20 protein-coding genes, 1 other RNA gene and 1 pseudogene are annotated in these 21,879 nt (G+C 52.6%); 5 read left to right on the top strand and 17 right to left on the bottom strand.

Annotated elements, in window-relative coordinates; translation table 11 throughout:
* From tmk to A4Z71_RS01315, 7 genes are read right to left on the bottom strand one after another with little or no spacing between them, the layout of a single operon-like run.
* Window positions 1–621 (bottom strand): dTMP kinase, encoded by a 621-nt coding sequence (tmk, locus tag A4Z71_RS01345; protein WP_070954193.1) that lies wholly within the window; start codon window positions 619–621, stop codon window positions 1–3.
* The gene (topA, locus tag A4Z71_RS01340; protein ID WP_070954192.1) at window positions 622–3,309 is read right to left on the bottom strand and encodes a type I DNA topoisomerase; all 2,688 of its coding nucleotides are present in this window, start codon (window positions 3,307–3,309) and stop codon (window positions 622–624) included.
* Window positions 3,310–3,331: 22 nt separating this feature from the next.
* On the bottom strand, window positions 3,332–3,655 hold the full coding sequence (locus tag A4Z71_RS01335; protein ID WP_145943873.1) for an Rv3654c family TadE-like protein: 324 nt from the start codon (window positions 3,653–3,655) through the stop codon (window positions 3,332–3,334).
* Window positions 3,652–3,987, bottom strand: coding sequence for a TadE/TadG family type IV pilus assembly protein (locus A4Z71_RS01330; RefSeq protein WP_070954190.1), 336 nt, complete (start codon window positions 3,985–3,987; stop codon window positions 3,652–3,654). Before A4Z71_RS01330 ends, A4Z71_RS01335 begins: the two co-directional genes overlap by 4 nt.
* The gene (locus A4Z71_RS01325) at window positions 3,977–4,168 is read right to left on the bottom strand and encodes a DUF4244 domain-containing protein (protein WP_070954189.1); all 192 of its coding nucleotides are present in this window, start codon (window positions 4,166–4,168) and stop codon (window positions 3,977–3,979) included. The genes A4Z71_RS01330 and A4Z71_RS01325 overlap by 11 nt, the downstream gene beginning before the upstream one ends.
* 13 nt (window positions 4,169–4,181) lie before the next feature.
* Window positions 4,182–4,991, bottom strand: a complete 810-nt coding sequence (locus tag A4Z71_RS01320) for a hypothetical protein (protein WP_070954188.1) — start codon at window positions 4,989–4,991, stop codon at window positions 4,182–4,184.
* On the bottom strand, window positions 4,978–5,883 hold the full coding sequence (locus tag A4Z71_RS01315) for a CpaF family protein (RefSeq protein ID WP_070954187.1): 906 nt from the start codon (window positions 5,881–5,883) through the stop codon (window positions 4,978–4,980). The genes A4Z71_RS01320 and A4Z71_RS01315 overlap by 14 nt, the downstream gene beginning before the upstream one ends.
* A gap of 415 nt (window positions 5,884–6,298) precedes the next feature.
* Here A4Z71_RS01315 and acs point away from each other — a divergent pair, with 415 nt between their 5' ends.
* Complete coding sequence (acs, locus tag A4Z71_RS01310; RefSeq protein ID WP_070955188.1) at window positions 6,299–8,272, top strand: acetate--CoA ligase; 1,974 nt, start codon at window positions 6,299–6,301, stop codon at window positions 8,270–8,272.
* Window positions 8,273–8,326: 54 nt separating this feature from the next.
* Here the strand turns inward: acs and A4Z71_RS01305 are convergent, their stop codons facing one another.
* A complete protein-coding gene (locus tag A4Z71_RS01305; protein ID WP_070954186.1) occupies window positions 8,327–8,797 on the bottom strand; it encodes a RidA family protein in 471 nt (156 codons plus the stop codon).
* Entirely contained in the window at window positions 8,797–8,958 is a 162-nt protein-coding gene (locus A4Z71_RS07005; protein WP_236858546.1) for a DUF4177 domain-containing protein, read from the bottom strand. The genes A4Z71_RS01305 and A4Z71_RS07005 overlap by 1 nt, the downstream gene beginning before the upstream one ends.
* Before the next feature lie 32 nt (window positions 8,959–8,990).
* Here A4Z71_RS07005 and A4Z71_RS01300 point away from each other — a divergent pair, with 32 nt between their 5' ends.
* Window positions 8,991–11,495: a transglycosylase domain-containing protein gene (locus A4Z71_RS01300; RefSeq protein WP_070954185.1), complete on the top strand. Its 2,505-nt coding sequence runs from the start codon at window positions 8,991–8,993 to the stop codon at window positions 11,493–11,495.
* Between the two features lie 8 nt (window positions 11,496–11,503).
* Entirely contained in the window at window positions 11,504–12,394 is an 891-nt protein-coding gene (locus tag A4Z71_RS01295) for a metallophosphoesterase (RefSeq protein ID WP_070954184.1), read from the top strand.
* Here A4Z71_RS01295 and A4Z71_RS01290 read toward each other — a convergent pair whose 3' ends face one another.
* The 6 genes and pseudogenes from A4Z71_RS01290 to ffs form a co-directional block, all read right to left on the bottom strand.
* Window positions 12,395–12,967, bottom strand: coding sequence for a hypothetical protein (locus A4Z71_RS01290; RefSeq protein WP_070954183.1), 573 nt, complete (start codon window positions 12,965–12,967; stop codon window positions 12,395–12,397).
* A gap of 75 nt (window positions 12,968–13,042) precedes the next feature.
* Entirely contained in the window at window positions 13,043–14,110 is a 1,068-nt protein-coding gene (locus A4Z71_RS01285; protein WP_070954182.1) for an aspartate-semialdehyde dehydrogenase, read from the bottom strand.
* Window positions 14,111–14,170: 60 nt separating this feature from the next.
* Window positions 14,171–15,451, bottom strand: a complete 1,281-nt coding sequence (locus tag A4Z71_RS01280; protein WP_070954181.1) for an aspartate kinase — start codon at window positions 15,449–15,451, stop codon at window positions 14,171–14,173.
* A gap of 61 nt (window positions 15,452–15,512) precedes the next feature.
* A complete protein-coding gene (gene recR / locus A4Z71_RS01275; RefSeq protein WP_070954180.1) occupies window positions 15,513–16,109 on the bottom strand; it encodes a recombination mediator RecR in 597 nt (198 codons plus the stop codon).
* Between the two features lie 150 nt (window positions 16,110–16,259).
* A pseudogene (locus tag A4Z71_RS01270) lies at window positions 16,260–17,900 on the bottom strand (DNA polymerase III subunit gamma and tau); the annotation flags it as partial.
* A gap of 70 nt (window positions 17,901–17,970) precedes the next feature.
* Window positions 17,971–18,067, bottom strand: an RNA gene (ffs, locus tag A4Z71_RS01265) — signal recognition particle sRNA small type.
* A gap of 120 nt (window positions 18,068–18,187) precedes the next feature.
* Between ffs and gndA the strand changes: the two genes are divergently transcribed.
* Window positions 18,188–19,636: an NADP-dependent phosphogluconate dehydrogenase gene (gndA, locus tag A4Z71_RS01260; RefSeq protein ID WP_070954178.1), complete on the top strand. Its 1,449-nt coding sequence runs from the start codon at window positions 18,188–18,190 to the stop codon at window positions 19,634–19,636.
* On the opposite strand, the gene A4Z71_RS01255 is transcribed toward gndA, so the two are convergent.
* On the bottom strand, window positions 19,633–20,085 hold the full coding sequence (locus tag A4Z71_RS01255; protein ID WP_070954177.1) for an Lrp/AsnC family transcriptional regulator: 453 nt from the start codon (window positions 20,083–20,085) through the stop codon (window positions 19,633–19,635). The genes gndA and A4Z71_RS01255 overlap by 4 nt on opposite strands.
* A 104-nt stretch (window positions 20,086–20,189) precedes the next feature.
* On the opposite strand from A4Z71_RS01255, the gene A4Z71_RS01250 reads away from it, so the two are divergent.
* Complete coding sequence (locus A4Z71_RS01250; protein WP_070954176.1) at window positions 20,190–20,813, top strand: LysE family translocator; 624 nt, start codon at window positions 20,190–20,192, stop codon at window positions 20,811–20,813.
* On the opposite strand, the gene A4Z71_RS01245 is transcribed toward A4Z71_RS01250, so the two are convergent.
* Window positions 20,810–21,877, bottom strand: coding sequence for a threonine aldolase family protein (locus A4Z71_RS01245; protein ID WP_070954175.1), 1,068 nt, complete (start codon window positions 21,875–21,877; stop codon window positions 20,810–20,812). The two genes, A4Z71_RS01250 and A4Z71_RS01245, sit on opposite strands and share 4 nt — an antisense overlap.
* Window positions 21,878–21,879: the final 2 nt, after the last annotated feature.

Below are 21,879 nucleotides of genomic sequence, written 5' to 3'. Positions count from 1 at the left end.
CTAGACCAAAAGGGTCGAAACGCGGTCGCGAATAATTTGAGCTATTTCATCAACATCGAGTCGGGCATCGACCACCAACCATCGATTAGGTTCAGCGGCTGCCAATTTCAAATATTGGTCGCGCACCGCTTCAAAAAATTCAAGCTTTTCGCGCTCAAGTCGATCTGGCTCGGTGCCCGTTTTTGATCGTCGCTCAAGCGCCGCTGCTGCGTCGAGATCAAGCAGCACGGTAAGGTTTGGCAGCAGATTCTCAACCGCAAAAAGTGAAAGATCCCGCACCAGATTTGCATCTAGCGCCCGGCCGGCGCCCTGGTACGCAACCGAAGAATCAAGGTAACGATCGGTGATCACGGTCTTGCCCGCGTTGAGCGCGGGGCGAATCTTGGTTGCAACGTGATGGGCCCTATCGGCAGCGTAGAGCAGAGCCTCGGCACGAGGAGCTACGTCACCCTTGCGGTGCAGCAAAATGTTGCGGATCTCTTGTCCTAGATCGGTTCCCCCAGGTTCCAAAGTGCGAAGCACTTCTTTACCTTTGGAAGTCAGCCACTCACCAAGCCGATCGGCTTGGGTAGATTTCCCAACGCCGTCGATTCCTTCGAACGAAATAAATAAACCGGCCAATTACTTGCTCTTTCGAGTTGCCCCGCGCTTCACAGTTCGCGTGGTGGTTGGTTTCTTGGCTGCTTTGCCCGATTTGGCCGGGGCTTGACCAGGCTCAAGACCCAGTTTCTCGCGACGAATCGCAAGCAATTCGAAGGCTTCTTCGCCCGTCATTTCTTCAAGGTTCATATCTTTGGGCACGGTAGCGTTTACAGCTCCGTCGGTTACGTAGAGACCGAATTGCCCAGTTTTGGCAACCACGTTTAGTCCCGAAGCAGGGTCTTCACCGAATTCTTTCAGAGGCGTTGCGGCAGTGCGTCGGCCACCATATTTTGGTTGAGCAAAAATTTCTAGCGCCTGAGGCAAATCAAGAGTGAAAATTTCATCCTCGGTGGCTAATGAACGAGAGTCTTTGCCTTTACTGAGGTAAGGCCCGAACTTTCCATTCTGCGCTGTGATGTCTAGGCCGGTTTCTGGATCTTGGCCGATGACCCTCGGAAGAGACAAAAGCTTGACCGCGTCTTCTAGCGTGAGGGTTTCAGGACTCATCGTTTTGAAAAGTGATGCCGTTTTTGGCTTAGCGGCTTTCGGATCATCCAGGGTTACGTAAGGCCCATAGCGACCGTCTTTAAACAGGATGTCGAAACCGGTGTTGGGGTCAACCCCGAGAACGCGGTCGGTGATTATTGGAGCATTGATAAGTTCGATTGCTTTTTGCTCATTCAACTCATCAGGCGCCAAGCCGTCTGGAATGTTTACGATTCGACGCCCATTCTCGTCGGCGCCCTCGCTGCCTGGCTCAACCATGACCTCAAGATATGGACCGTATTTACCCGTGCGTAAGGTGATGGCATCGGTGATGCGAATTGAGTTGATAGCTCGCGGATCACTGTCGCCAAGATTTTCAACTGTATTTCTGAGACCGGTAGCTTCAGATTCACCGAAGTAAAAACCTTTTAGCCATTCGCTGCGGTCTAACTTGCCAGCAGCAATTAGGTCTAGGTCTTCTTCCATCTGCGCGGTGAATGCGTAATCGACCAAGTTACCGAAGTTTTCTTCAAGGAACCTAGTTACGGTGAAGGCAATCCACTCGGGCACCAGTGCCTGGCCGCGTTTTGACACGTACCCTTTGTTGATGATGGTCGACAAAATCGCCGCATAGGTTGAAGGTCGGCCGATACCGTCTTCTTCTAGTGCCTTAACCAAGGATGCCTCGGTGTAACGCGGCGGAGGCGAGGTCTGGTGATCTTTCGCCTCGACGTTGACTGCGGTTAGTTTCTGGCCAACCTGAAGATTTGGTAGTTTCGACTCATTTTCTTTTTCATCATCGCGAGTCTCATCTTGGCTTTCTTCATAAGCCGCCATGAAACCGCGGAAAGTAACAACGGTTCCCGACGCAGTGAATTCTGCCGATTCAGCCATCGGCACCGGAGAAACCTTGATTTTGGCCGTTGTTGTAGAAACCTTGGCGTCTTCCATTTGAGAGGCAATTGTGCGCTTCCAGATGAGGTCGTAAAGGTCAAGCGAGCGGCCGCTTAAAATTGAGGCAAGTTCAGAAGGTTTCTTGAAAACCTCACCTGCTGGACGAATAGCCTCGTGTGCCTCTTGGGCATTCTTCGATTTTCCGGTGTAAACCCTCGGCGCAGCTGCAACTAACTCTGCCCCAAACATCTCAGCAGCCTGTTTTCTTGCCGCATTTACTGCCTGCGAGGACAGCGTTGGCGAGTCGGTTCGCATATAGGTGATGTGACCCTCTTGGTATAACTGCTGAGCAGTATCCATGGTTTGCTTCGCCGACATGCGAAGCTTTCGAGAAGCCTCCTGCTGCAAAGTGGATGTGGTGAATGGCGCAGCAGGCCTTCTGGTGCTTGGTTTTGATTCGACCGAGACAACCTCGATTTTCGCGGCCGAATCGGTAACCGCTTCGGCGAGCGCCTGGGCATCGGCGGCACTCAACTGAAGTACATCGGCCGTGAGTTGACCGCGATCGTCAAAGCTTTGCCCGGTGGCAATTCTTTTTGAGCCAACAGTCTGCAATTTGGCAACAAATTGTGGTTCGCCAGCAACCGCAGAATCGAAGGTGGCTTCCACATCATGGTAGGCGGATGAAACAAAAGCCATACGCTCGCGTTCACGCTCGACCACTAGACGAGTTGCCGGTGACTGCACACGACCTGCACTTAGACCGCGATTTATTTTGCGCCACAGTACCGGTGAAATCTCGTAACCGTACAGACGATCGACAACGCGACGAGTTTCTTGAGCCTGGACCAGATTGTCGTCAACCGATCGAGTGTGCTGCAACGCCTCTTGGATTGCTTCTTTGGTGATTTCGTGGAAGACCATGCGCTTGACTGGAACTTTTGGTTTTAGAACCTGCAGTAGATGCCAGGCGATTGCTTCTCCCTCGCGGTCTTCATCGGTTGCGAGGTATAGCTCATCCGCAGCCGACAAAGCTTTTTTTAGGTCGGTTACCGTTTTACTTTTTCCGGGTGAAATCGCATAGAAGGGCTCAAAATCGTTTTCGATGTCGATGGAGAATTTTGCCAGAGAGCCTTTTTTCTTGTCGGCGGGCAAATCTTTGGGGTCGACCAAATCGCGGATGTGACCAATCGACGCTAGCACTGTGAATTCATCACCCAGATACTTGGCAATCGTCTTTGCCTTAGCCGGTGACTCTACGATTACCAGCTTTTGCCCGTTAGCCAATCGGTACTCCTTATATAGATGTCTAGAAACCCGCGAGAGCCCTAGCCCTTAGAACTATACCCACATGCTCTGCATGCAATTCAAGCCGAACCGTATTTTCGGTTACCTCACACAACTCAATCTTGGCAAGATTTGCCTTTGCGACTTGATTCGCTAACTCGCAGGGAAAGCCCGAGATGATGCCACGTTGAGCGTGTGAAGCGTCTAGTGCGATTTGATCAACAAGTTGCTGGATGCGAACCTGCGAACTTAGAAGTTCAGCTTTGGTCAGCGAAATGAGGAAACCCAAGCTGAGCATCAGGATTAGGCCGATTGACAAAATAGTGCCGCTACCCTGCTCGTTCACCAACCAAGATTTCTGGCACAAGACCTTTCGGTTATTGCCCAAAGTTCACCCCCGAGCAGGTTGCTGGCTATTTGAAGTTCAACGCAGGATTGCTCAGCGTCGAGAGTGAAATCTGGCTTGGCAAATTTAGACGCTTCAGCAAGCCAGTTTTCGACCGATTGCCGATCTTCACCTCGAGCGAGTGCGCGAGCAGCTGCTGTTGAATTGGCGATTAGTTCTACCCGCTGAGCTTGGAAGGCCAGCAGCCCAAGCATCAGTGCAATTAGGCCTAAAACTGCCGGTGTTAGCAACGCTACTTCTGCGGTAACCGAACCTCGTTCGTCACTCTTCAATTGCAGCCGCAGAGTCTGGGATAAATGAATCAAGTGCACCTCGAATTAGGTCGAAGAGAATCGACTTCATTTCATCACTGCGCAAAATAAGCACCAGTAACCCAGCAAACCCAATTGCAGCAATCGTCGCGATGGCGTACTCGGCTGTCGCGGCTCCGGTTTCATCTTTCAGTATCTTCATCTTTTCTCCTTTTTTAGTTGGTCAACATTGCTACCGCGATGGGCAGAACTGTGATGATCAGGAAACCAGGTAGGGCAATTAACCCAAGCGGCATCAACAACTTGACCGATAACTGTTCAGCGTTGCGCAATAGCAGGTTTTGACGCGCACTTCGATAGGCAGCCTGGTTAGCTCGAATTACCAAATCGACCGCCGCACCCCAGGTTTGTGCGGTGTCTAGGCTTTGGTCTAAAAGTTGTCGCACAGCATCATTTGGCTCGCGGTTGTGCTCTGACTTGAACCGAACTGGGGCACCAACTCTGACCTGTTCGTGATGCACGCCGGCGGCAAGCTCGAGACGCGCAATAGTGAGTAAATCTGAATCGTCGAGGTCGATTTTTTGAGCCTTGGCGATTAGCCGATTACTCAGCCGGCTGGCGGTGACTAGCAAACCGCAACCGGTAAGTATGACTATTAACATGACCGGATTTGCCAGGGCTGCAAAATAGTTTGCTAAACCGGTGAATTGGACAAGGCCAATCAGTGCAATTGGCAAGCGATTAATTATTTTGGTCGAGGCTTTGGGTGCGGTAAACGCTAGTTCTAGTTGGGCCTCAAATTGTGCTTTGAATTCAAGCTCTTCAGCGATTTGTCGAAGTGCAAAAACTATCGGTGAGCCCTTTTCTTTGGCGACCCTCAAGACCAGATCGAGACGAACCCGATCGCCCGGCATAAGGGTTTCGCGAATTTCATCAAACTCGTTTTCAAGTGCATGAATGGGAATGCCGGCTTCGATCAAACTGGCCAACCGAGTTAGCTTTAGGCTGCTGTCAGGGCCAGACACTTTGAACCGCCAATTCGGTGTCGCCAAATTTGCCAATTTCAACTATTTGGTGATTTTCCAGCTGAATGCACCAAGCAAATGCACTGGACACTAACCGACCTAGCTGGTCAATGGGTAACTTCGCCAGCGCCGCGATGGCCTCTAGCCGGGCCGGCAATGCACTAAGCGAATTTGCGTGGATGGTTGCACCCGCGCCTTGGTGGCCGGTATTGAGAGCAGAGAGCAAAGTTAGCAGCTCGCCCGAACGAACCTCGCCGATGACTAGCCGGTCGGGCCTCATTCGTAGGGCTTCGTGGAGCAACCGGTCAAGACCAATGGCGCCCTTATCTTCAACATTGGCAGTTCTTGTGGTTAGTGAAACAAAATGCCCACTTTGAATTTGTAATTCAGAGTTGTCTTCTAACGCCAAAATTCGATCTGATGTCGCCTCCATCAGCATTGCCCGCAACAGCGTGGTTTTGCCTGAACCAGTTGCCCCGCTAATCAGAAATGATTCTCGGCGTTTGACAATGGCACGGAGAAAAGTTGCCTGTTCGGCGGTGAGAGAGCCCAAAGAAACTAACTCGTCTAGGGCAAATTGCCGTTCGGCGTGAACGCGAATTGAAAGCCTGGTGCTGCTGCTGCAGGCCGAGCCAAGCACCGCGTGGATGCGAAACTTTTCGGCAATTATGTCTGCAAAGGGGTGGGCCTGATCGAGATTTTTGCCTGAACCGGCTGCCCAGGATTGTGCCAGCTGGGCAAGTTCAGACTCTGACTCAAACGGGCTGTCAACTTTTTCGAGTGGGCGCGTTGACCGACCCAGATAAATTTCACGATGTGAGTTGACCAACAGATCGGTTACCCCGGGCTGGCGAAGTAAATCACCCAATTTGGATTCAAGCACATAAAGCATTTCTTGATTTTGGGGCCAAGGGAGACAGCGCTGAGGCCGACCGCACAAATCTGTGAATAAGTCTTTGCCCGGATGCTGGATGAGAGATGATTAGCGAAGCCAAAAACCCGAACCTGTTAAATTAGGGGGCCCCGCTAACTGGGGGAAGTTAGCGGGGCCAGGCAAATAAATTGCTTTATTCGCAGGTTGCTCTAGGCAACACCAAAAGCATAATTCAGAATTTTCCGAAAATCATCCCCCGAACCGGTACTTTCAAACATTTTTTTCTTCGCCCAAAAAGTTCCGTTCCGGCCACCTTTTTTTGAAAAACCGGATGTGCACTACCAAAGTTGTGATTTTGAAAGCTGTTTCGCACATCCTCGGTATCGAATTTGTGGCAGTATTACCAAAGGTTCAAGCCATTTGGAGGACGATGATGTCAGCCGATCACGAGATCGAAAACCTACTTCAAGAGACCCGACACTTTGCACCGGAAGCAGAGTTCGTGGCTCAAGCAATTGCCAAGCCAGAACTTTACGAGCAGGCGAAAGCCGACCGTTTGGGCTTCTGGGCCGAGCAGGCCAAGAAGCTGCACTGGCACAAGCCCTTCACCCAGGTGCTTGATTGGTCAAACGCACCATTTGCCAAATGGTTCCACGATGGCGAACTGAACATCTCTTACAACTGCCTTGACCGGCACGTGCTTGCCGGCAATGGCGATCGCGTAGCCATCCATTTTGAGGGCGAACCCGGCGACAGCCGAGCAATTACCTACGCCGAACTCACCGATCAGGTCAAACGGGCGGCAAATGTGCTGCTTGATCTGGGCGTTCGAGAGGGCGACCGCGTTGCAATTTACATGCCGATGATTCCAGAAGCAGTTGTGGCTATGCAGGCCGTGGCTCGTATTGGTGCAGTGCACTCCGTTGTTTTCGGTGGCTTTAGCGCCGACTCACTAACCACCCGCATCGATGATGCCCAGGCCAAATTGGTTATCACCACCGATGGTGGCTACCGCAAAGGTCGCGCACTTGCGCTAAAGCCCGCTGTCGACGAGGCGCTATCGGGCGGTAAATGCCCAAGTGTGCAAAATGTTTTGGTCTATCGCCGAACCAACCAGGATGTGAATTGGGTAGAAGGCCGTGACCTTGACTGGACCGAAGCACTAGCCGCAGCAAGCCCAGAGCACGAGGCTAAAGGTTTCAACGCCGAACACCCGCTGTTCATTCTTTACACCTCAGGAACAACCGGTAAGCCAAAAGGTATTTTGCACACCACCGGCGGTTACCTAACTCAAACCACCTACACCCACAAGAATGTCTTCGATCTGCACCCAGAAAAAGATGTCTACTGGTGCACGGCCGATGTCGGCTGGATTACCGGTCACAGCTATGTCGTTTACGGGCCGCTATCCAATGGTGCTACCCAGGTTATTTACGAGGGAACCCCAGAAACTCCAGACTGGGGCCGCTGGTGGAGCATCGTAGAAAAATACAAGGTTTCGATTCTCTACACCGCTCCGACCGCGATTCGCAGCTTCATGAAGTTAGGGTCTTCGATTCCGAAGCAGCACGACCTAAGCAGCATTCGGGTACTGGGTTCGGTTGGCGAGCCAATCAACCCTGAAGCGTGGATGTGGTACCGCGATGTGATCGGTTCCGGTAAGGCACCGATTGTCGACACCTGGTGGCAAACTGAAACCGGTGCAATCATGATTTCGCCGCTACCGGGCATCACCACGCTAAAGCCCGGTTCGGCTCAGCACGCACTGCCCGGCATCGAAATCAAAATCTTGGATGAGGCTGGCACCGAACTTGGCCTAGAGCATGCCGGACTTTTGGTCATCACCGAACCATGGCCTTCGATGCTGCGCGGCATTTGGGGCGACCCAGATCGCTACAAAGAAACTTACTGGTCGCGTTTTGAGGGCAAGTACTTTGCGGGCGACGGTGCCAAGTTTGATGAAGAGGGCAACATATGGTTGCTTGGTCGAGTCGACGACGTGATGAATGTTTCTGGTCACCGACTTTCAACCGCTGAAATCGAATCTGCGCTAGTTTCACACCCGTTTGTGGCGGAAGCAGCTGTAGTTGGTGCCAAAGATGAAACTACCGGTCAGGCAGTTGTTGCGTTTGTGATCTTGCGTCAGAGCCAGCTCGAAGCAGCCGGAAGTGACGCAGACGTCAGCAAGATTTTGCGTGACCACGTAGCCAAAGAGATTGGTCCAATCGCAAAGCCGCGCCAGATTATGGTTGTGGCCGAACTGCCAAAGACTCGTTCGGGCAAAATCATGCGACGCCTGCTTCGCGATGTTGCTGAAGACCGACCAATTGGCGACGTGACCACACTGACCGACACCTCGGTGATGGACATCATCTCAGGCAAAATTGCCGGTGGCGCTAACGACTAGAACATACAAAAAAATGCCTGCCCGATAATTTGGGCAGGCATTTTTTTGCAGAAATTACTTGAATTCAGCGATCAGTTCTAGCTCTACAGCTGAGTCCAGCGGTAACGCGGTGACACCCACAGCTGAACGAGCGTGAACGCCGACTTCGCCGAAAACCTCACCCAAAAACTCGGATGCGCCGTTAATGACCGCTGGCTGACCGGTGAATTCGGGAACCGAAGCAACAAATCCAACAACTTTGACGATCCTGGTAACACGATCTAGATCGCCAATCGCAAGCTTTAGCGCAGCCAGGGCATTCAAAACGCAGAGGCGGGCAAGATCTTTAGCCTGCTCTGGGCTAACCAGTCCGTCGCCGACGCCCACTTTTCCGGTTGCTGGCAGCACACCGCTGACAAAAGGCAATTGCCCCGATGTGAAGCAGAGATTGCCGGTAACGGTGGATGGCACATAGGCCGCAACCGGTTTGGCTACCTCTGGTAGCGGAAATCCAAGTTCGATAAGGCGCTGTTCAATTTTGGACATTAGGCCACCGGACGCTTAAAAAAGGCAACCATGCCGCCTTCTGGGCCGGTTACAACCTGCACCAGCTCCCAGCCTTCTGAACCCCAGTTATTCAGGATTGCGCTCTCACGGTGTAGTAGTAAAGGTGTGGTGAAGTACTCCCACTTTTGCATTTTCAGCATCCTCTCAAGTGTGGTCAGGTAACCTAGAGTCTATGTCTGGTTCACAGAATAAAAATGAAACCAACGGCACCGCCTCTCTTAAATTTGTATTTCTAAGTGCACTTGCCGGGGTCTTGTCTATCGCCCTACTAGCCCCCTTGGCTTTGGTTGGGTCGATTGCCACATCTGCGGGCCTAACCATATTCGAAAATTTGCCCGACTACATCAAGCCGGTAAATGCTTCACAATCTTCAACCCTGTACGGAACCGCCAACGGCGAGACTGTAGAAATCGCCAAGTTCTATCACGAGAACAGAATTTCAGTCGACTACAACGACATGTCAGAGAACATTCGCAATGCGGTAGTCGCAACCGAAGACCCGCGATTCTTCCAACACGGTGGCGTTGACATTTTGGCTTTGGTTCGTGCCGCTGCCACCAACGCGGCAACCTTGGGCAACGGTCCCGGTGCATCCACAATCACCATGCAGTACGTAAAAAACTCGCTGGTTGAGGCGGCAAACCTGTCGGGCGATGAAGAGGCAATTGCCGAAGCAACCGCAGTCACCATCGACCGCAAAATTCGCGAAATCAGACTTGCTATTGCTCTTGAAGGTGTTGCTACTAAAAAAGAAATTTTGGCCGGTTACCTAAACCTTGCCTTCTTCGGCAACAATCTAAACGGCATCGAATCTGCGTCAAACTATTACTTTGGCGTCAAAGCCAAAGATCTATCCATTCCACAAGCTGCTCTGCTAGCCGGAATGTTGAAGTCACCAAACGATTACAAACCGGATGAGCCCGAAAACCTAGACCGCGCCAAAGGTCGTCGCGATTATGTGATCGACAACATGGCCGCCGAGGGTTACATCACACGCGCTGAAGCTAATGAGGCAAAGGCGAGCCCGATTGAAGTCAACATCACCGAATCGCCATCTGGCTGTGAAGCAAACCAAACCGCTGCATTCTTCTGCGATTACGTAGTTTGGACAATCAGAAATTCACCGGAATTTGGCTCAACCCCCGAAGATCGCGAAATGCTGTTGCGTCGCGGTGGCCTTGAAATTTTCAGCACTGTTGACCTTGAGGTTCAGCAGACCGCTCACGAAGCGATTATGACCTGGGCACCGGCCGAAGACCCAAGCCAAATTGGTTCGGCTTTGGTGTCAGTTGAAGCCGGAACCGGACGAATTTTGGCAATGGCCGAAAACCGAATCTTTGACCAGACCGAGAATCCGCCTGCCGGACACACCTCGGTTAACTACGCCACTGATCGTGCATACGGTGGTTCATCCGGTTTCCAAAGCGGTTCAACCTACAAGATCTTCACTCTTGCCCAGTGGTTGACCGCAGGGTTTAAGCTCGGCGACCACGTCGACGCACGCGAAAAAGAGTGGAACGCATCTGAGTTTTCGGCTCGATGCGGTGGACTGGTCGGCACCTGGGCTCCGGGTAACGACTCGAAGACAGCTGAAGATTTGTCTGTAGTACAAGCAACCGCGCAGTCGGTCAACACCGCTTACGCCGACATGGCATCGCAGCTTGACCTGTGCGACATTCGAGACACCGCCATGCGTTTTGGAATCAAGCGCGCCGACGGCAACGAACTGCAGTATGTACCAGCATCGATTATTGGTACCAACGAAATTTCACCGTTGAGCATGGCCGGCGCCATGGCAGCCATCGCTAACAAGGGCGTCTACTGCACCCCAATCGCTATCGATCGCATTACCAAGCGCACCACCGGCGAAGAGCTCAAGGCCCCTCAGAGCCTTTGCTCGCCAGCGGTTAGCCCAGAAGTTGCTGCCGGAATGACCTACGCCATGCAACGCGTAATCAGCGGCGGTACCGGTGGCGCCTCAGCGACCGGAGACGGAACTCCGCTTGCAGGTAAGACCGGAACTACCGACTCTCGAGTACACACCTGGATGACCGGTTTTTCATCGGCCGTTGGTACCGCGGTGTGGGTTGGAAACGTGGTCGGTAACAAGTCGCTGGGCGGTATCCGACTCAACGGTAAGGCTGCAAACACTGTACGCCACGACATTTGGCGAACCACAATGCGCAAAGTCAATGAACTTTACCCTGGCACGGCATTTAGCCCACCACCAGAAAACATGATTTCCGCTTCGGGCGCAGTCGTTCCGTCGGTAGCTGGAATTGCGCCAGACCAGGCCGCAGAGCTAATCGAAACGGCCGACCTAAATGCCAAGATTTTGACCGTTGAGGTTTCTTCAGCTATGCCGGCTGGTTCGGTTGCCTACACTCGTCCATCGATTGGTTCAACTGTGGCTCGCGGCACCCAGGTCAAGATTTACATCTCAAAGGGTGATTCAGCGGGTGTTCCAAACGTCTCTGGTCTAAGTGTCGACCAAGCCAAGGCAACCTTATTGGCCGCCGGTTTTGCTGCAGTATCTGAACCTCAGGCTTCGCAGACGCAATACTTCCAAAAACACCCAACTATTCCGGCTGGCCGTGTAATTGGCACCGATCCTCCGGCTGGCAGTGCAGCAAATGCGGCGAGCGCCATCCTGTTGATTATTAGCACCGGCCCCTAGGTAGACTCGTGGAATTTTTGATTATCCTGGGTGGAATTGCCATTTTGGCGGCCACCTGGGGCATTCTCATTGAGCGTCAACTGTTTTCAGTAAAACGGGCTAGTCTAAAAATTCTTCCGGCAGGCTCGCCTACTTTGACGGTGCTGCACATCAGCGATCTGCACCTAGCGCCTTGGCAAAAACGAAAAATAAAATTCATAAAATCGCTGGCCGAACTAAACCCAGATTTGGTGGTCAACACCGGCGACAATCTCGGCCACGAAAAATCTGTTGGAACTGCCATTACGGCACTTGGACCGTTGCTAATGAAGCCGGGCGTTTTCGTAAACGGTTCTAACGACTACTTCGCCCCGGTTTTGCGAAACCCACTCGGTTATCTGGCCAAACCGTCCGAGCGCAGTAACGGTAAAGCACTTGATACCGCGCGTTTGCTGGCCGCTTTCCGGCAAGCCGGTTGGCTCAACCTAAATAACCGCGAAGGAAAACTTCAACTGAACGGCATCAAGGTTGGCTTTCTCGGCGTTGACGATGCTCACGATGATCGCGATGACTTAACCTCAGTGGCCGGGCAAGCCAACAACCTCACCGATTGCTCGATTATTTTCGGAGTGACCCACGCGCCTTACCTTCGGATTCTAGAGAGCTTCACCGAAAATTCGGCCAAATTGATTTTTGCCGGACACACCCATGGCGGGCAAGTTTGTCTGCCGATTTTTGGAGCTCTAACTACCAACTGCGATCTGCCAAAAAAGAATGCCCGCGGACTCAGCGCCTGGAAATTCAACGGTCGCAGTTCGGTGCTGAATGTTTGCGCTGGTTTGGGACACTCGATCTTTGCCCCGGTTCGCTTCTTTTGCCGACCAGAGGTGCGACTTCTAAGCCTTGAAGCGGTCAACTAACTAGTTGTTAAGTCCCCAGACTTTCGGACCTAGAGCAATCCAGGCTCCAGATTCGTTTTCACAGCGAGCAGTAATTTCATCCACGTAGCAGCTAAATGGGCTCACCGAAATTTTTTCGCCACTGTTCAGAGTCTGAGCTTGGCTCGGATCAGCGTATGAGCCACCCGAACAGGCAAACTCGGCGGTGTCTCCCTCAGCTGGTTTATTGGCCCAGAGGCGCAACTGATAGCCGTATGAGTAGTCACAGGTGTCGGGCACCGGGATGGGTTCGTATTGAGCCGCAACTTCATTTTGTTCGCAAACCACAAACTGGGATGCGGTGCTGATTGTGCACCAGGTTGGGCCATCGCCAACACGGAAAATTAGATCACCGAAGCCATCATCAAAAATTGCTGGGTCGACCTCAACGGCATCTGACGGAGCTTCAGAAGGAAGCAAACTTGGATCTGGAGTGGGAACAGGTGTTTCGCTTGCTTGTGTCGTTGGCTCCAGCTCGCCAGCACCTTCGGTTGCACATCCCCCTAATGTGATGGCGAGACCTACCATAATCGCAACAGTGGTTAGTCTCGTCATACCTCAAGGCTACCTTCATAAATTTGCCCCGGCTATGAAGACACAGCCGAGGCAAATTAAGAATGTATTAAATCTCTAGAACTCTTTTGCCACTAGTTCGGCAATTTCGTAAGTGTTCAAAGCAGCACCTTTGCGCAGGTTGTCGCCGACCACAAATAGCTCGATGCTGTTTGGGAAGTCGAGCGATTGACGGATTCGACCAACAAAGGTTGGGTCTTGACCGGCAACCATGTTTGGGGTTGGGTACTGGTGGTTAGCTGGGTCATCGACAACCTTAACGGTTGGCTGCTGTCCCAGTACTTCGCGAACCTCATCCGGGGTCAATGAGTTTTCAAAAGTTGCGTGGACTGTTAGCGAGTGGGCTACCTGAACTGGCACTCGAACACAGCTGGCAGCAACTTTTAGATCGCTGATACCAAGAATTTTGCGGCTCTCATCACGAACCTTCATCTCTTCAGAAGAGTGACCACCGGCCTTTAGCGAACCGGCAAATGGGATGACGTTTAACGCGATCGGATGAGCCCACGGTGAGTTTGAAAGGTCGTTGCCGGCAGCAGCAAGGGCTGCTCGCACGTCATCGGTGTTGGTTCCCAATGACGCATCTTTGCCAACTACAGCCAATTCGCTGGCAAGCTCGGCGATTCCGGCAGCCCCGGCACCAGAAACAGCCTGGTAGCTCGAGACCACAAGCTCTTTCAGGTTCCACTTGCGGTGCAGGGCACCCATGGCAGCCATCATGGTCAAGGTGGTGCAGTTAGGGTTCGAGATAATGCCAAGCGGACGGTTTTTTGCCTGCTCTGGGTTTACCTCTGGAACGACTAGCGGAACCTCAGGGTTCATGCGGAAGGCGCCCGAGTTGTCGACAGCGACCGCACCGCGCTCGGCGGCAATCGGTGCCCAAATCTCAGAAACTTCGTCTGGCACATCGAACATGGCAATGTCGATGCCGTCAAAGGCTTCTGGCGATAGCGCAACTACGGTTAGCTCTTCGCCGTGCACAGTGATTTTTTTACCAGCCGAACGTGGGCTAGCGATTAGGCGAATTTCGCCCCAAATGTTTTCGCGTGAGTTGATGATTCCGACCATTACGGTGCCAACTGCACCGGTGGCACCAACGAGGGCGAGATTTGGTTTGCGGCTCATTTTTTGCTCCTAAAGTCTTAATAATTTGCGCACCTTGGCGCCGGATGGGTTTTGTATTGGCTAGCGACCGGTGCCGGCGTAGACCACAGCTTCAACATCGCTGTCGAGTTCGAATGCGGTGTGAACAGCGCGGGCTGCCGCATCTAGCTGGTCGGCGCTGGTGATAACCGAGATGCGAATTTCCGATGTTGAAATCATCTCGATGTTGATACCCGCGGTTGCAAGAGCCGAAAATAGGGTGGCCGAAACACCCGAGTGTGTGCGCATGCCGGCACCAACAACCGAGAGTTTTCCGATGTTGGCATCCTGTTCTAGATCGCGGAATCCCAAGTTTGCTTTGGCAGCATCTAGTGCTCCGGCAACGCGACCCAAATCACCCAGGGGCAAGGTGAACGAAATGTCGCTGACGCGATCGGTGACATCAGAGCCAGTTGGGGTGTTCTGCACAATCATGTCGATGTTCGCTCCGGCAGAAGCAACGGTGTTGAAAACCTCAGCAGCCTTACCAGGAACATCTGGAATACCAATCACGGTAATTTTGGCCTGACCTTTATCGGTGGCAATGCCTGAAACGATTGGCTCTTCCATGTTCTCTCCTGCTTTTGATGAGTAAACGATAGTTCCTGGATCGGTGCTGAATGTTGAACGAACTCGAAGATCAACATTGTGACGTCGTGCATATTCAACCGCGCGAATGTGCAAAATTTTCGCCCCAGCACCAGCGAGCTCGAGCATTGATTCGATGTCAATCGAGTCAAGTTTGCGGGCCGCAGGAATAACTCTTGGATCAGCTGTGTAAACGCCGTCTACGTCTGAGTAAATTTCGCAGACATCTGCTTTTAGTGCGGCTGCAAGTGCAACCGCGGTGGTGTCTGAGCCACCTCGACCAAGTGTGGTGATGTCTTTGCTGTCTTTGTTGAACCCCTGGAAGCCAGCAACAATTGCAATGTCGCCCGCGTCAAGTGCCTCTTGGATTCGAAATGGCGTAACTTCCGAGATTCGAGCGTCACCGTGTTTGGCGCTGGTCATAATTCCCGCTTGTGAACCGGTAAATGAACGTGATTGCGCCCCGGCAGCATTGATGGCAATCGCCAGCAGGGCCATAGAGATTCGCTCACCTGAAGTAAGCAACATGTCCATTTCGCGAGGTGACTCGTATGGATCTTCGGCCACTGACTGGGCCAAATCAATCAGTTCGTCGGTGGTGTCGCCCATAGCTGAAACCACAACAACAACCTGGTTGCCTGCTTTTTGGGTTTCGATTACGCGCTTCGCCACGTGCTTAATTTTGTTGGCGTCTCCAACAGACGAACCACCAAACTTTTGCACGATAAGAGCCAAGGCCGTATCTCCTAAATAAAAAGGGGAATGTTAGTGAGGCGATGCCACACAAGCCTTTAGTTTAGTTGCTGCGAGTGCGACCGGCAAAGGCACGGCCCAAGGTAACCTCATCGGCATATTCGAGATCGCCGCCAACCGGTAAACCCGATGCCAGCCTGGAAACAGTGACTCCAAGAGTTGAGAGCATGCGCGTAAGGTAAGTTGCCGTCGCCTCACCTTCTAGGTTTGGGTCGGTAGCGATAATTACCTCTTGGATTTCAGGATTGCTCAACCGAGTCATTAGCTCTTTGATGCGCAATTGATCTGGACCCACGCCATCGATTGGACTGATTGCCCCACCCAGCACGTGGTAAAGCCCACGGAATTCTCTGGTGCGCTCAATTGCTTGAACATCTTTAGATTCTTCGACAACGCAAATTAGGGTTTGGTTTCTGCGAGCATCGCGACAAATGCTGCAGGTTGGATCTTCAGTTACGTTGCCACAGATTTCACAAAACTTAACCCGGTCTTTTACCTCGAGCAAAACCTGCGCAAGTTTCTTGGCTTGATCGTCTTCAGATTGCAGCAGGTAAAAGGCAATGCGTTGAGCCGACTTGGGGCCCACCCCCGGCAAACGGCCAAGCTCATCAATTAGTTCTTGAACAACACCCTCGAACACTTAGCGACCGCCCGTTTGCTTGTCGCCGAGTGGCTCGGCACCGAGCATTTCTCGCAACAACGATTCACCGTAGCGAGCATCTTCATCTGCTCGAGCTGGGTTTTTTGGTGCCGTCGCTTCTTCGCGCGCTACAGGTTCGCTGCTGTCTGAAATTTGAGCTTTGAATTTCACGGTTACGCCAAGCACGTCGAAAATGGCCTTACGCAAAATATCGCTGGCACCGTTCGAATTTTTAAATGACTCAAGATCTTTTTGACTCAAGAATTTCAAGGTCAAGATTTCATCGCCGTAATCAACAACGGTGAGCGAGAAGGCAACCATCCAAGCATTTTTCGACTTCTTGTTGACGTTGCTCAAGATTTCGGCCCAGGCATCTTTGAATTGCTGCAGGTTAAGTTGGGCGACGGGCGTGGTCGCTGCTGGTGCAAGCGTGGATGCTGCTGGTGCAGGCGTGGATGCTGCAGGTGCCGGTGCCGCCGGCGCGCTCTCGACCGGGGCGACCTTCGTTGCGGCTGGCGCAGTTTTTGCTGGCGCGACCGACTCGGCAACTACGCCAATGGGTTCGGTTGGTGGCAAAACAGCCGGAAGTTCTTTGACTGGGGCAGCAACTTCAGAATTAACCGGAGACGCCACACCGATTCGGCGTTCTAGGCGATCTATTCGGGCTAGCGAGCCAACTTCGGTTTGATCGGCCGCCGGCACCAAAACTCTGGCGCACATTAGTTCAAGATGAAGCTTCGGCGAAGTTGCGCCCGTCATGGTTGTTAGCGCATGGCTAACCGTTTCGGCCGCATAGGTAAGTTCACTGATGCCAAATTTGGCCGCCTGAATTTTCATTTTTTCAAGTTCATCGTCGGCGATACCGCGCAAAACTGCTTTAGCTTCATCGCCAACTGAGGAAATGACAATTAGGTCACGCAAGTGTTCGAGTAGGTCTTCAACGAAGCGACGGGGATCTTGGCCGGTCTGAATTACTTTGTCGACGGCGGCAAAAACTGCAGCCGAATTCTTGACGGCAAATGCATCTACGACTTCGTCGAGCAGAGCTGAGTGGGTGTAACCGAGCAAAGCAGCAGCGCGCTCGTACTCAACTTTGCCGCCCTCACTGCCAGCGATTAGTTGATCGAGAAGTGAAAGTGAGTCACGCACCGAACCGCCACCCGAGCGAACGACTAGCGAAAGCACACCCGGAGCAACCTCTACTTTTTCGCTGGCACACAGTTGCTCGAGGTATTCAAGCATCTGGGCAGGCGGAACCAGGCGGAACGGGTAGTGGTGTGTTCTGGAGCGGATAGTACCGATAACTTTTTCTGGCTCGGTCGTGGCAAAAATAAATTTGACGTGGGCCGGTGGCTCTTCAACGATTTTTAGCAGCGCATTGAAACCTTGAGGGGTAACCATGTGCGCCTCATCGAGGATAAAAATTTTGTAGCGATCGCGGGCTGGTGCAAAGATTGCGCGCTCGCGCAGATCGCGAGCATCGTCGACACCATTGTGTGAGGCTGCGTCGATTTCAACAACGTCAAGTGAGCCACCGCCGTCGCGTGACAGTTCGATGCAGCTTGGGCACTTTCCGCAAGGGGTATCGGTTGGGCCTTCGGCGCAGTTTAGACAGCGGGCCAGAATTCGAGCGGAAGTTGTTTTACCGCAGCCACGAGGACCAGAGAAAAGATAGGCGTGGTTCACCCTGTCGGTGCGCAAGGCAGTCATTAGCGGCGCAGTGACCTGGGCTTGACCGATTAGTTCGGCAAAGTTTTCTGGTCGATAACGACGGTATAGAGCGGTAACCACGTTTAGAGCCTAATCTTCAGAAGTGACTTTTGGGCCAACCAAGCGGTTGCTAGAAATTGCCGGTTGAAACTAAAAAGACTCCCCGCACACCCGCCAGAGCCCAGTTACCCTTGCTATCTTTCGATCCTGGGGGAGTTGGCCGAGGTGACGCCGCACGGGGAGTCCGAGATAAGTCTAAACCCTGACGCTAAGGCACTAAACTTTTCATAAGTTTTCTGTGCAAAGTGGCGCATCTCCCCTCTCTTTCAAATCGGCACTTGTCGCCTACCTATGAATAAGGAAAATTAATGACTGCTCAGGCAAATATTGGAGTCGTTGGACTTGCGGTAATGGGTTCGAACCTTGCTCGCAACCTAGCCAGCCGCGAAGGCAACACCGTTGCCATTTACAACCGCTCCTACGAGCGCACCGAATTGCTGATGAATGAGCACCCAGAGGCCGGCTTCATTGCCTCGCAAACCATCGATGAGTTTGTTGCTTCGTTGGCAAAGCCACGCACCGCAATCATCATGGTTCAGGCCGGCAAAGGCACCGACGCAGTTATCGAACAACTTACCGAGCGTTTCGAACCAGGCGATATCATCGTGGATGGTGGAAACGCACTATTCACCGACACCATTCGCCGCGAGCGCGAGGTCAGCGCCAAGGGCATTAACTTTGTTGGCGCCGGCATCTCTGGTGGTGAAGAGGGCGCCCTAAAGGGCCCTTCGATCATGCCTGGTGGTTCGGCCGAGGCATACAAAACTTTGGGCCCAATTCTGGCTTCAATCGCGGCCGTTGCTGAAGGTGAGCCTTGTGTCACGCACGTCGGCACCGACGGCGCCGGCCACTTTGTGAAGATGATTCACAACGGAATTGAGTATGCCGACATGCAGCTTATTGCTGAGGCCTACGACATCCTGCGTGCAGCTGGCGGTTACAGCCCAGCCGAAATTGCAGCAATTTTCGAAGAGTGGAACAAAGGCGATCTTGAGTCTTTCTTGATCGAGATCACCGCTGAAGTTCTAAAGCAGGTTGATGCCAAAACCGGTAAGCCACTTGTCGATGTGATTCTTGATCAGGCTGGCTCAAAGGGTACCGGCGTCTGGACTGTGCAGACCGCGCTAAACCTAGGCACCCCGGTCTCTGGAATCGCCGAGGCAGTATTTGCCCGTTCGCTCTCTTCACAGGCTTCGCAGCGTGCAGCTGTTGACGGCTTGCCAGCAGAGGCAACTGCGTGGTCGGTAGAAGACAAGGCCGCGTTTGTCGAAGATGTTCGTCGTGCGCTTTACGCATCCAAGTTGGTTGCTTACTCGCAGGGCTTTGACGCAATTCGCGCCGGCGCTAAAGAATACAACTGGGACATCAACCTGGGTGCGGTGTCGAAAATTTGGCGTGGCGGTTGCATCATTCGCGCCCAGTTCTTGAACCGAATTGCCGATGCCTACGACAAAAACGCAAACCTTGAGTCATTGATTTTTGACCCATTCTTCAAGCAGGCAGTGGCTACTTCGGTGACCTCATGGCGTCAGGTTGTTGCCAAGGCATCGCTTGCCGGAATTCCGGTGCCGGCATTTGCTTCATCGCTGTCTTATTACGATGGTCTGCGCTCGCCTCGCCTCTCGGCCGCGCTAGTGCAGGGTCAGCGCGACTTCTTCGGTGCACACACCTATAAGCGCGTCGACATGCCGGGTACCTTCCACACGCTTTGGTCTGGCGACCGCAGCGAAGTAGAGCAAGCGCCAAGCACCCACTAAAGCGGAAGTTTTCCGCCGGGTCTGAGTTTTTTCATCACCAAGGTTGAGGTCGCTCTGAGCACTCCGGGTAGCGCACCAAGTTTTTGGTCGTAAAGCGCCTGATAGCTTTCTAGGTCTTTGGTTAGCACTCGCAACATGTAGTCGGGTTCGCCAAAAAAGCGCTCAACCTGAACAACTTCTGGCAACTGCAAAATTGCGGCTTCGAAATCGGCAATGGTCTGGGCATCGGTGCGACCGATGGTGATGAAAACTACTGCCTCAAAATTCAAACCGATGGATGCGGGTGACACGGTGGCGTGATAGCCCGTGATGGCCCCGGATGACTCGAGATCGCGAACCCGACGATGGCAGGGTGACAGGGTTAGGCCGACATTGCTGGCTAAATCGGTGAGCGATATGCGGCCATCATCTTGCAGTTGAGAAAGAATTTCTCTGTCTAGGGCATCCATGCCAAAATTCTTCCACACTTGCCGTAGTTTCAGGTAATTTTTGGAAGCACATTTTCTTGAAATCCAAATAACCTTTTGAACTAGCACGCTAGTAGGGAGGCGAAATGGAAATCGGGCAGATTCTAGGTTTTTGGTCAGTTGCGCTCATGCTAACCATGACCCCTGGAGCGGATTGGGCGGTTGTTATCAACTCCAGCACCAAGCGCTCGGTCGCAATGCCCACCATCGCCGGATTGGCCTCGGGCTATATAGCCGTAGTCCTTGCAGTTTCAATCGGCCTCGCCTCTCTGCTAGCCGCGAATCCGATAATCTTCAACGTTATGGCATATGCCGGCGCCGGGTATTTAGCTTGGCTTGGCTCAAATGCCATCTTCAAATCTGGAGCGGCCATCTCAGTGGAAAACGAGAACGCATCCTCGGTAAACCGTCATTTCTTCAAGGGCTTCAGCCTCAGCACGCTAAATCCGATGGCACTCCTTCTGCTTTTGGTCCTACTCCCCCAGTTCACCTCAAAAACAGGTAGCTGGCCCATGGTTTATCAGCTGTTGCTGCTGGGTTCGCTTTTTGTAATTTGCGTGGTGTTTGTTTACAGCGCTATCGCATTAGGTGCCGGCAAAATGATCAACTCCAAGCCAAGACTCGGCAACTTGGTGCAGCGTCTTTCTGGTTTAGTAATGATTGGTTTGGCAATTTGGTTGATTGCCGGGCATCTAATCAGCCTCTTTTAGAGAGCTGCCTTCAACGCAGCCAAAATTCCGGCAACATCCTCTTCGGTGGTATCCCAAGAGCACATCCAGCGAACCTGGCCGGTTTCTTGATTCCAAACATAAAAGCGATATTGCTGCTGCAGTTTTTCAGTGACAGCGGCAGGCAACACTGGAAAAACTGCATTTGCCTCGGCAGGGTTTTCAACTGACACCAGAGGGTTATCGGCGGCAATCTCGACCACACCTTCATAAAGCATTTTGGCCATGGCGTTAGCTCTGGTTGCATTTTCAATTGCGACAGCAGCGTTATTTTCAAACAGTGCGAGCAACTGCGCCGACATGAAACGCATCTTGGATGAGAGCTGCATTGAGGTTTTGCGCAAGAACGGCATCGCCTCAGCGAGCGCCTTGCCCCGAATCGAAGATGCATCGGTGACGATGACGGCCTCTGCGGCCAGGGCACCTATCTTGGTACCACCTAGCGAAACCAAATCAACTCCGGCATCGGTGGTGAATTCTTTAAAAGACTTGCCCAGTGCAGCGGCTGCATTTGAAATGCGTGCACCATCTAGGTGCAGCAGCAGACCGTGTTCATGTGCCAAGTCGGCCAATGCCCTAATCTCGTCAACCTGGTAGAGCGTACCCATCTCGGTTGTTTGAGTGATGCTGATTACACCGGGCTGGGCACGGTGCACAACTCCCATATCAAAAATTTGGCTGGCAGCAAGTTCAACGGTGAGTTTGCCGTCGCTGGTTGGCACAGTCCAGAGCTTTAGCCCCGCCATCTTTTCTGGGGCGCCACCTTCATCAACATGGATGTGGGCACTCTCGACGCAGATGACTGCTTCCCAGCGCTTGGTCGCAGCCTGCAGTGCAACCACGTTTGCGCCGGTTCCGTTGAACACCGGATATCCGACCGCGTTTGGTCCGAACAGCTCACGCACTAACCCGTCAAATTTTGCGGTAACCGAATCTTCACCGTAGGCAACCTCGTGCCCAACGTTTGCTTCAGCGATTGCCTGCAGAACCGTGGGATGAATTCCGGCATAGTTGTCGCTGGCAAATCCGCGTGGGTTTTTTGTCATTT

Origin of the sequence: Candidatus Rhodoluna planktonica (assembly GCF_001854225.1) — a bacterium.
Taxonomy (GTDB): domain Bacteria; phylum Actinomycetota; class Actinomycetes; order Actinomycetales; family Microbacteriaceae; genus Rhodoluna; species Rhodoluna planktonica.
Note: the sequence above shows the minus strand (reverse complement) of the source record. Positions and strands in the feature narration are given on the sequence as shown.

What these genes read in the sequence shown, in the direction of transcription:
- A4Z71_RS01325 (WP_070954189.1), bottom strand. Translation starts at nt 4,168, where the DNA reads ATGAAGATACTGAAAGATGAAACCGGAGCCGCGACAGCCGAGTACGCC.
- A4Z71_RS01315 (WP_070954187.1), bottom strand. Translation starts at nt 5,883, where the DNA reads ATGCTTTATGTGCTTGAATCCAAATTGGGTGATTTACTTCGCCAGCCC.
- acs (WP_070955188.1), top strand. Translation starts at nt 6,299, where the DNA reads ATGTCAGCCGATCACGAGATCGAAAACCTACTTCAAGAGACCCGACAC.
- A4Z71_RS01305 (WP_070954186.1), bottom strand. Translation starts at nt 8,797, where the DNA reads ATGTCCAAAATTGAACAGCGCCTTATCGAACTTGGATTTCCGCTACCA.
- A4Z71_RS07005 (WP_236858546.1), bottom strand. Translation starts at nt 8,958, where the DNA reads ATGCTGAAAATGCAAAAGTGGGAGTACTTCACCACACCTTTACTACTA.
- A4Z71_RS01300 (WP_070954185.1), top strand. Translation starts at nt 8,991, where the DNA reads ATGTCTGGTTCACAGAATAAAAATGAAACCAACGGCACCGCCTCTCTT.
- A4Z71_RS01290 (WP_070954183.1), bottom strand. Translation starts at nt 12,967, where the DNA reads ATGACGAGACTAACCACTGTTGCGATTATGGTAGGTCTCGCCATCACA.
- A4Z71_RS01285 (WP_070954182.1), bottom strand. Translation starts at nt 14,110, where the DNA reads ATGAGCCGCAAACCAAATCTCGCCCTCGTTGGTGCCACCGGTGCAGTT.
- gndA (WP_070954178.1), top strand. Translation starts at nt 18,188, where the DNA reads ATGACTGCTCAGGCAAATATTGGAGTCGTTGGACTTGCGGTAATGGGT.
- A4Z71_RS01255 (WP_070954177.1), bottom strand. Translation starts at nt 20,085, where the DNA reads ATGGATGCCCTAGACAGAGAAATTCTTTCTCAACTGCAAGATGATGGC.
- A4Z71_RS01250 (WP_070954176.1), top strand. Translation starts at nt 20,190, where the DNA reads ATGGAAATCGGGCAGATTCTAGGTTTTTGGTCAGTTGCGCTCATGCTA.
- A4Z71_RS01245 (WP_070954175.1), bottom strand. Translation starts at nt 21,877, where the DNA reads ATGACAAAAAACCCACGCGGATTTGCCAGCGACAACTATGCCGGAATT.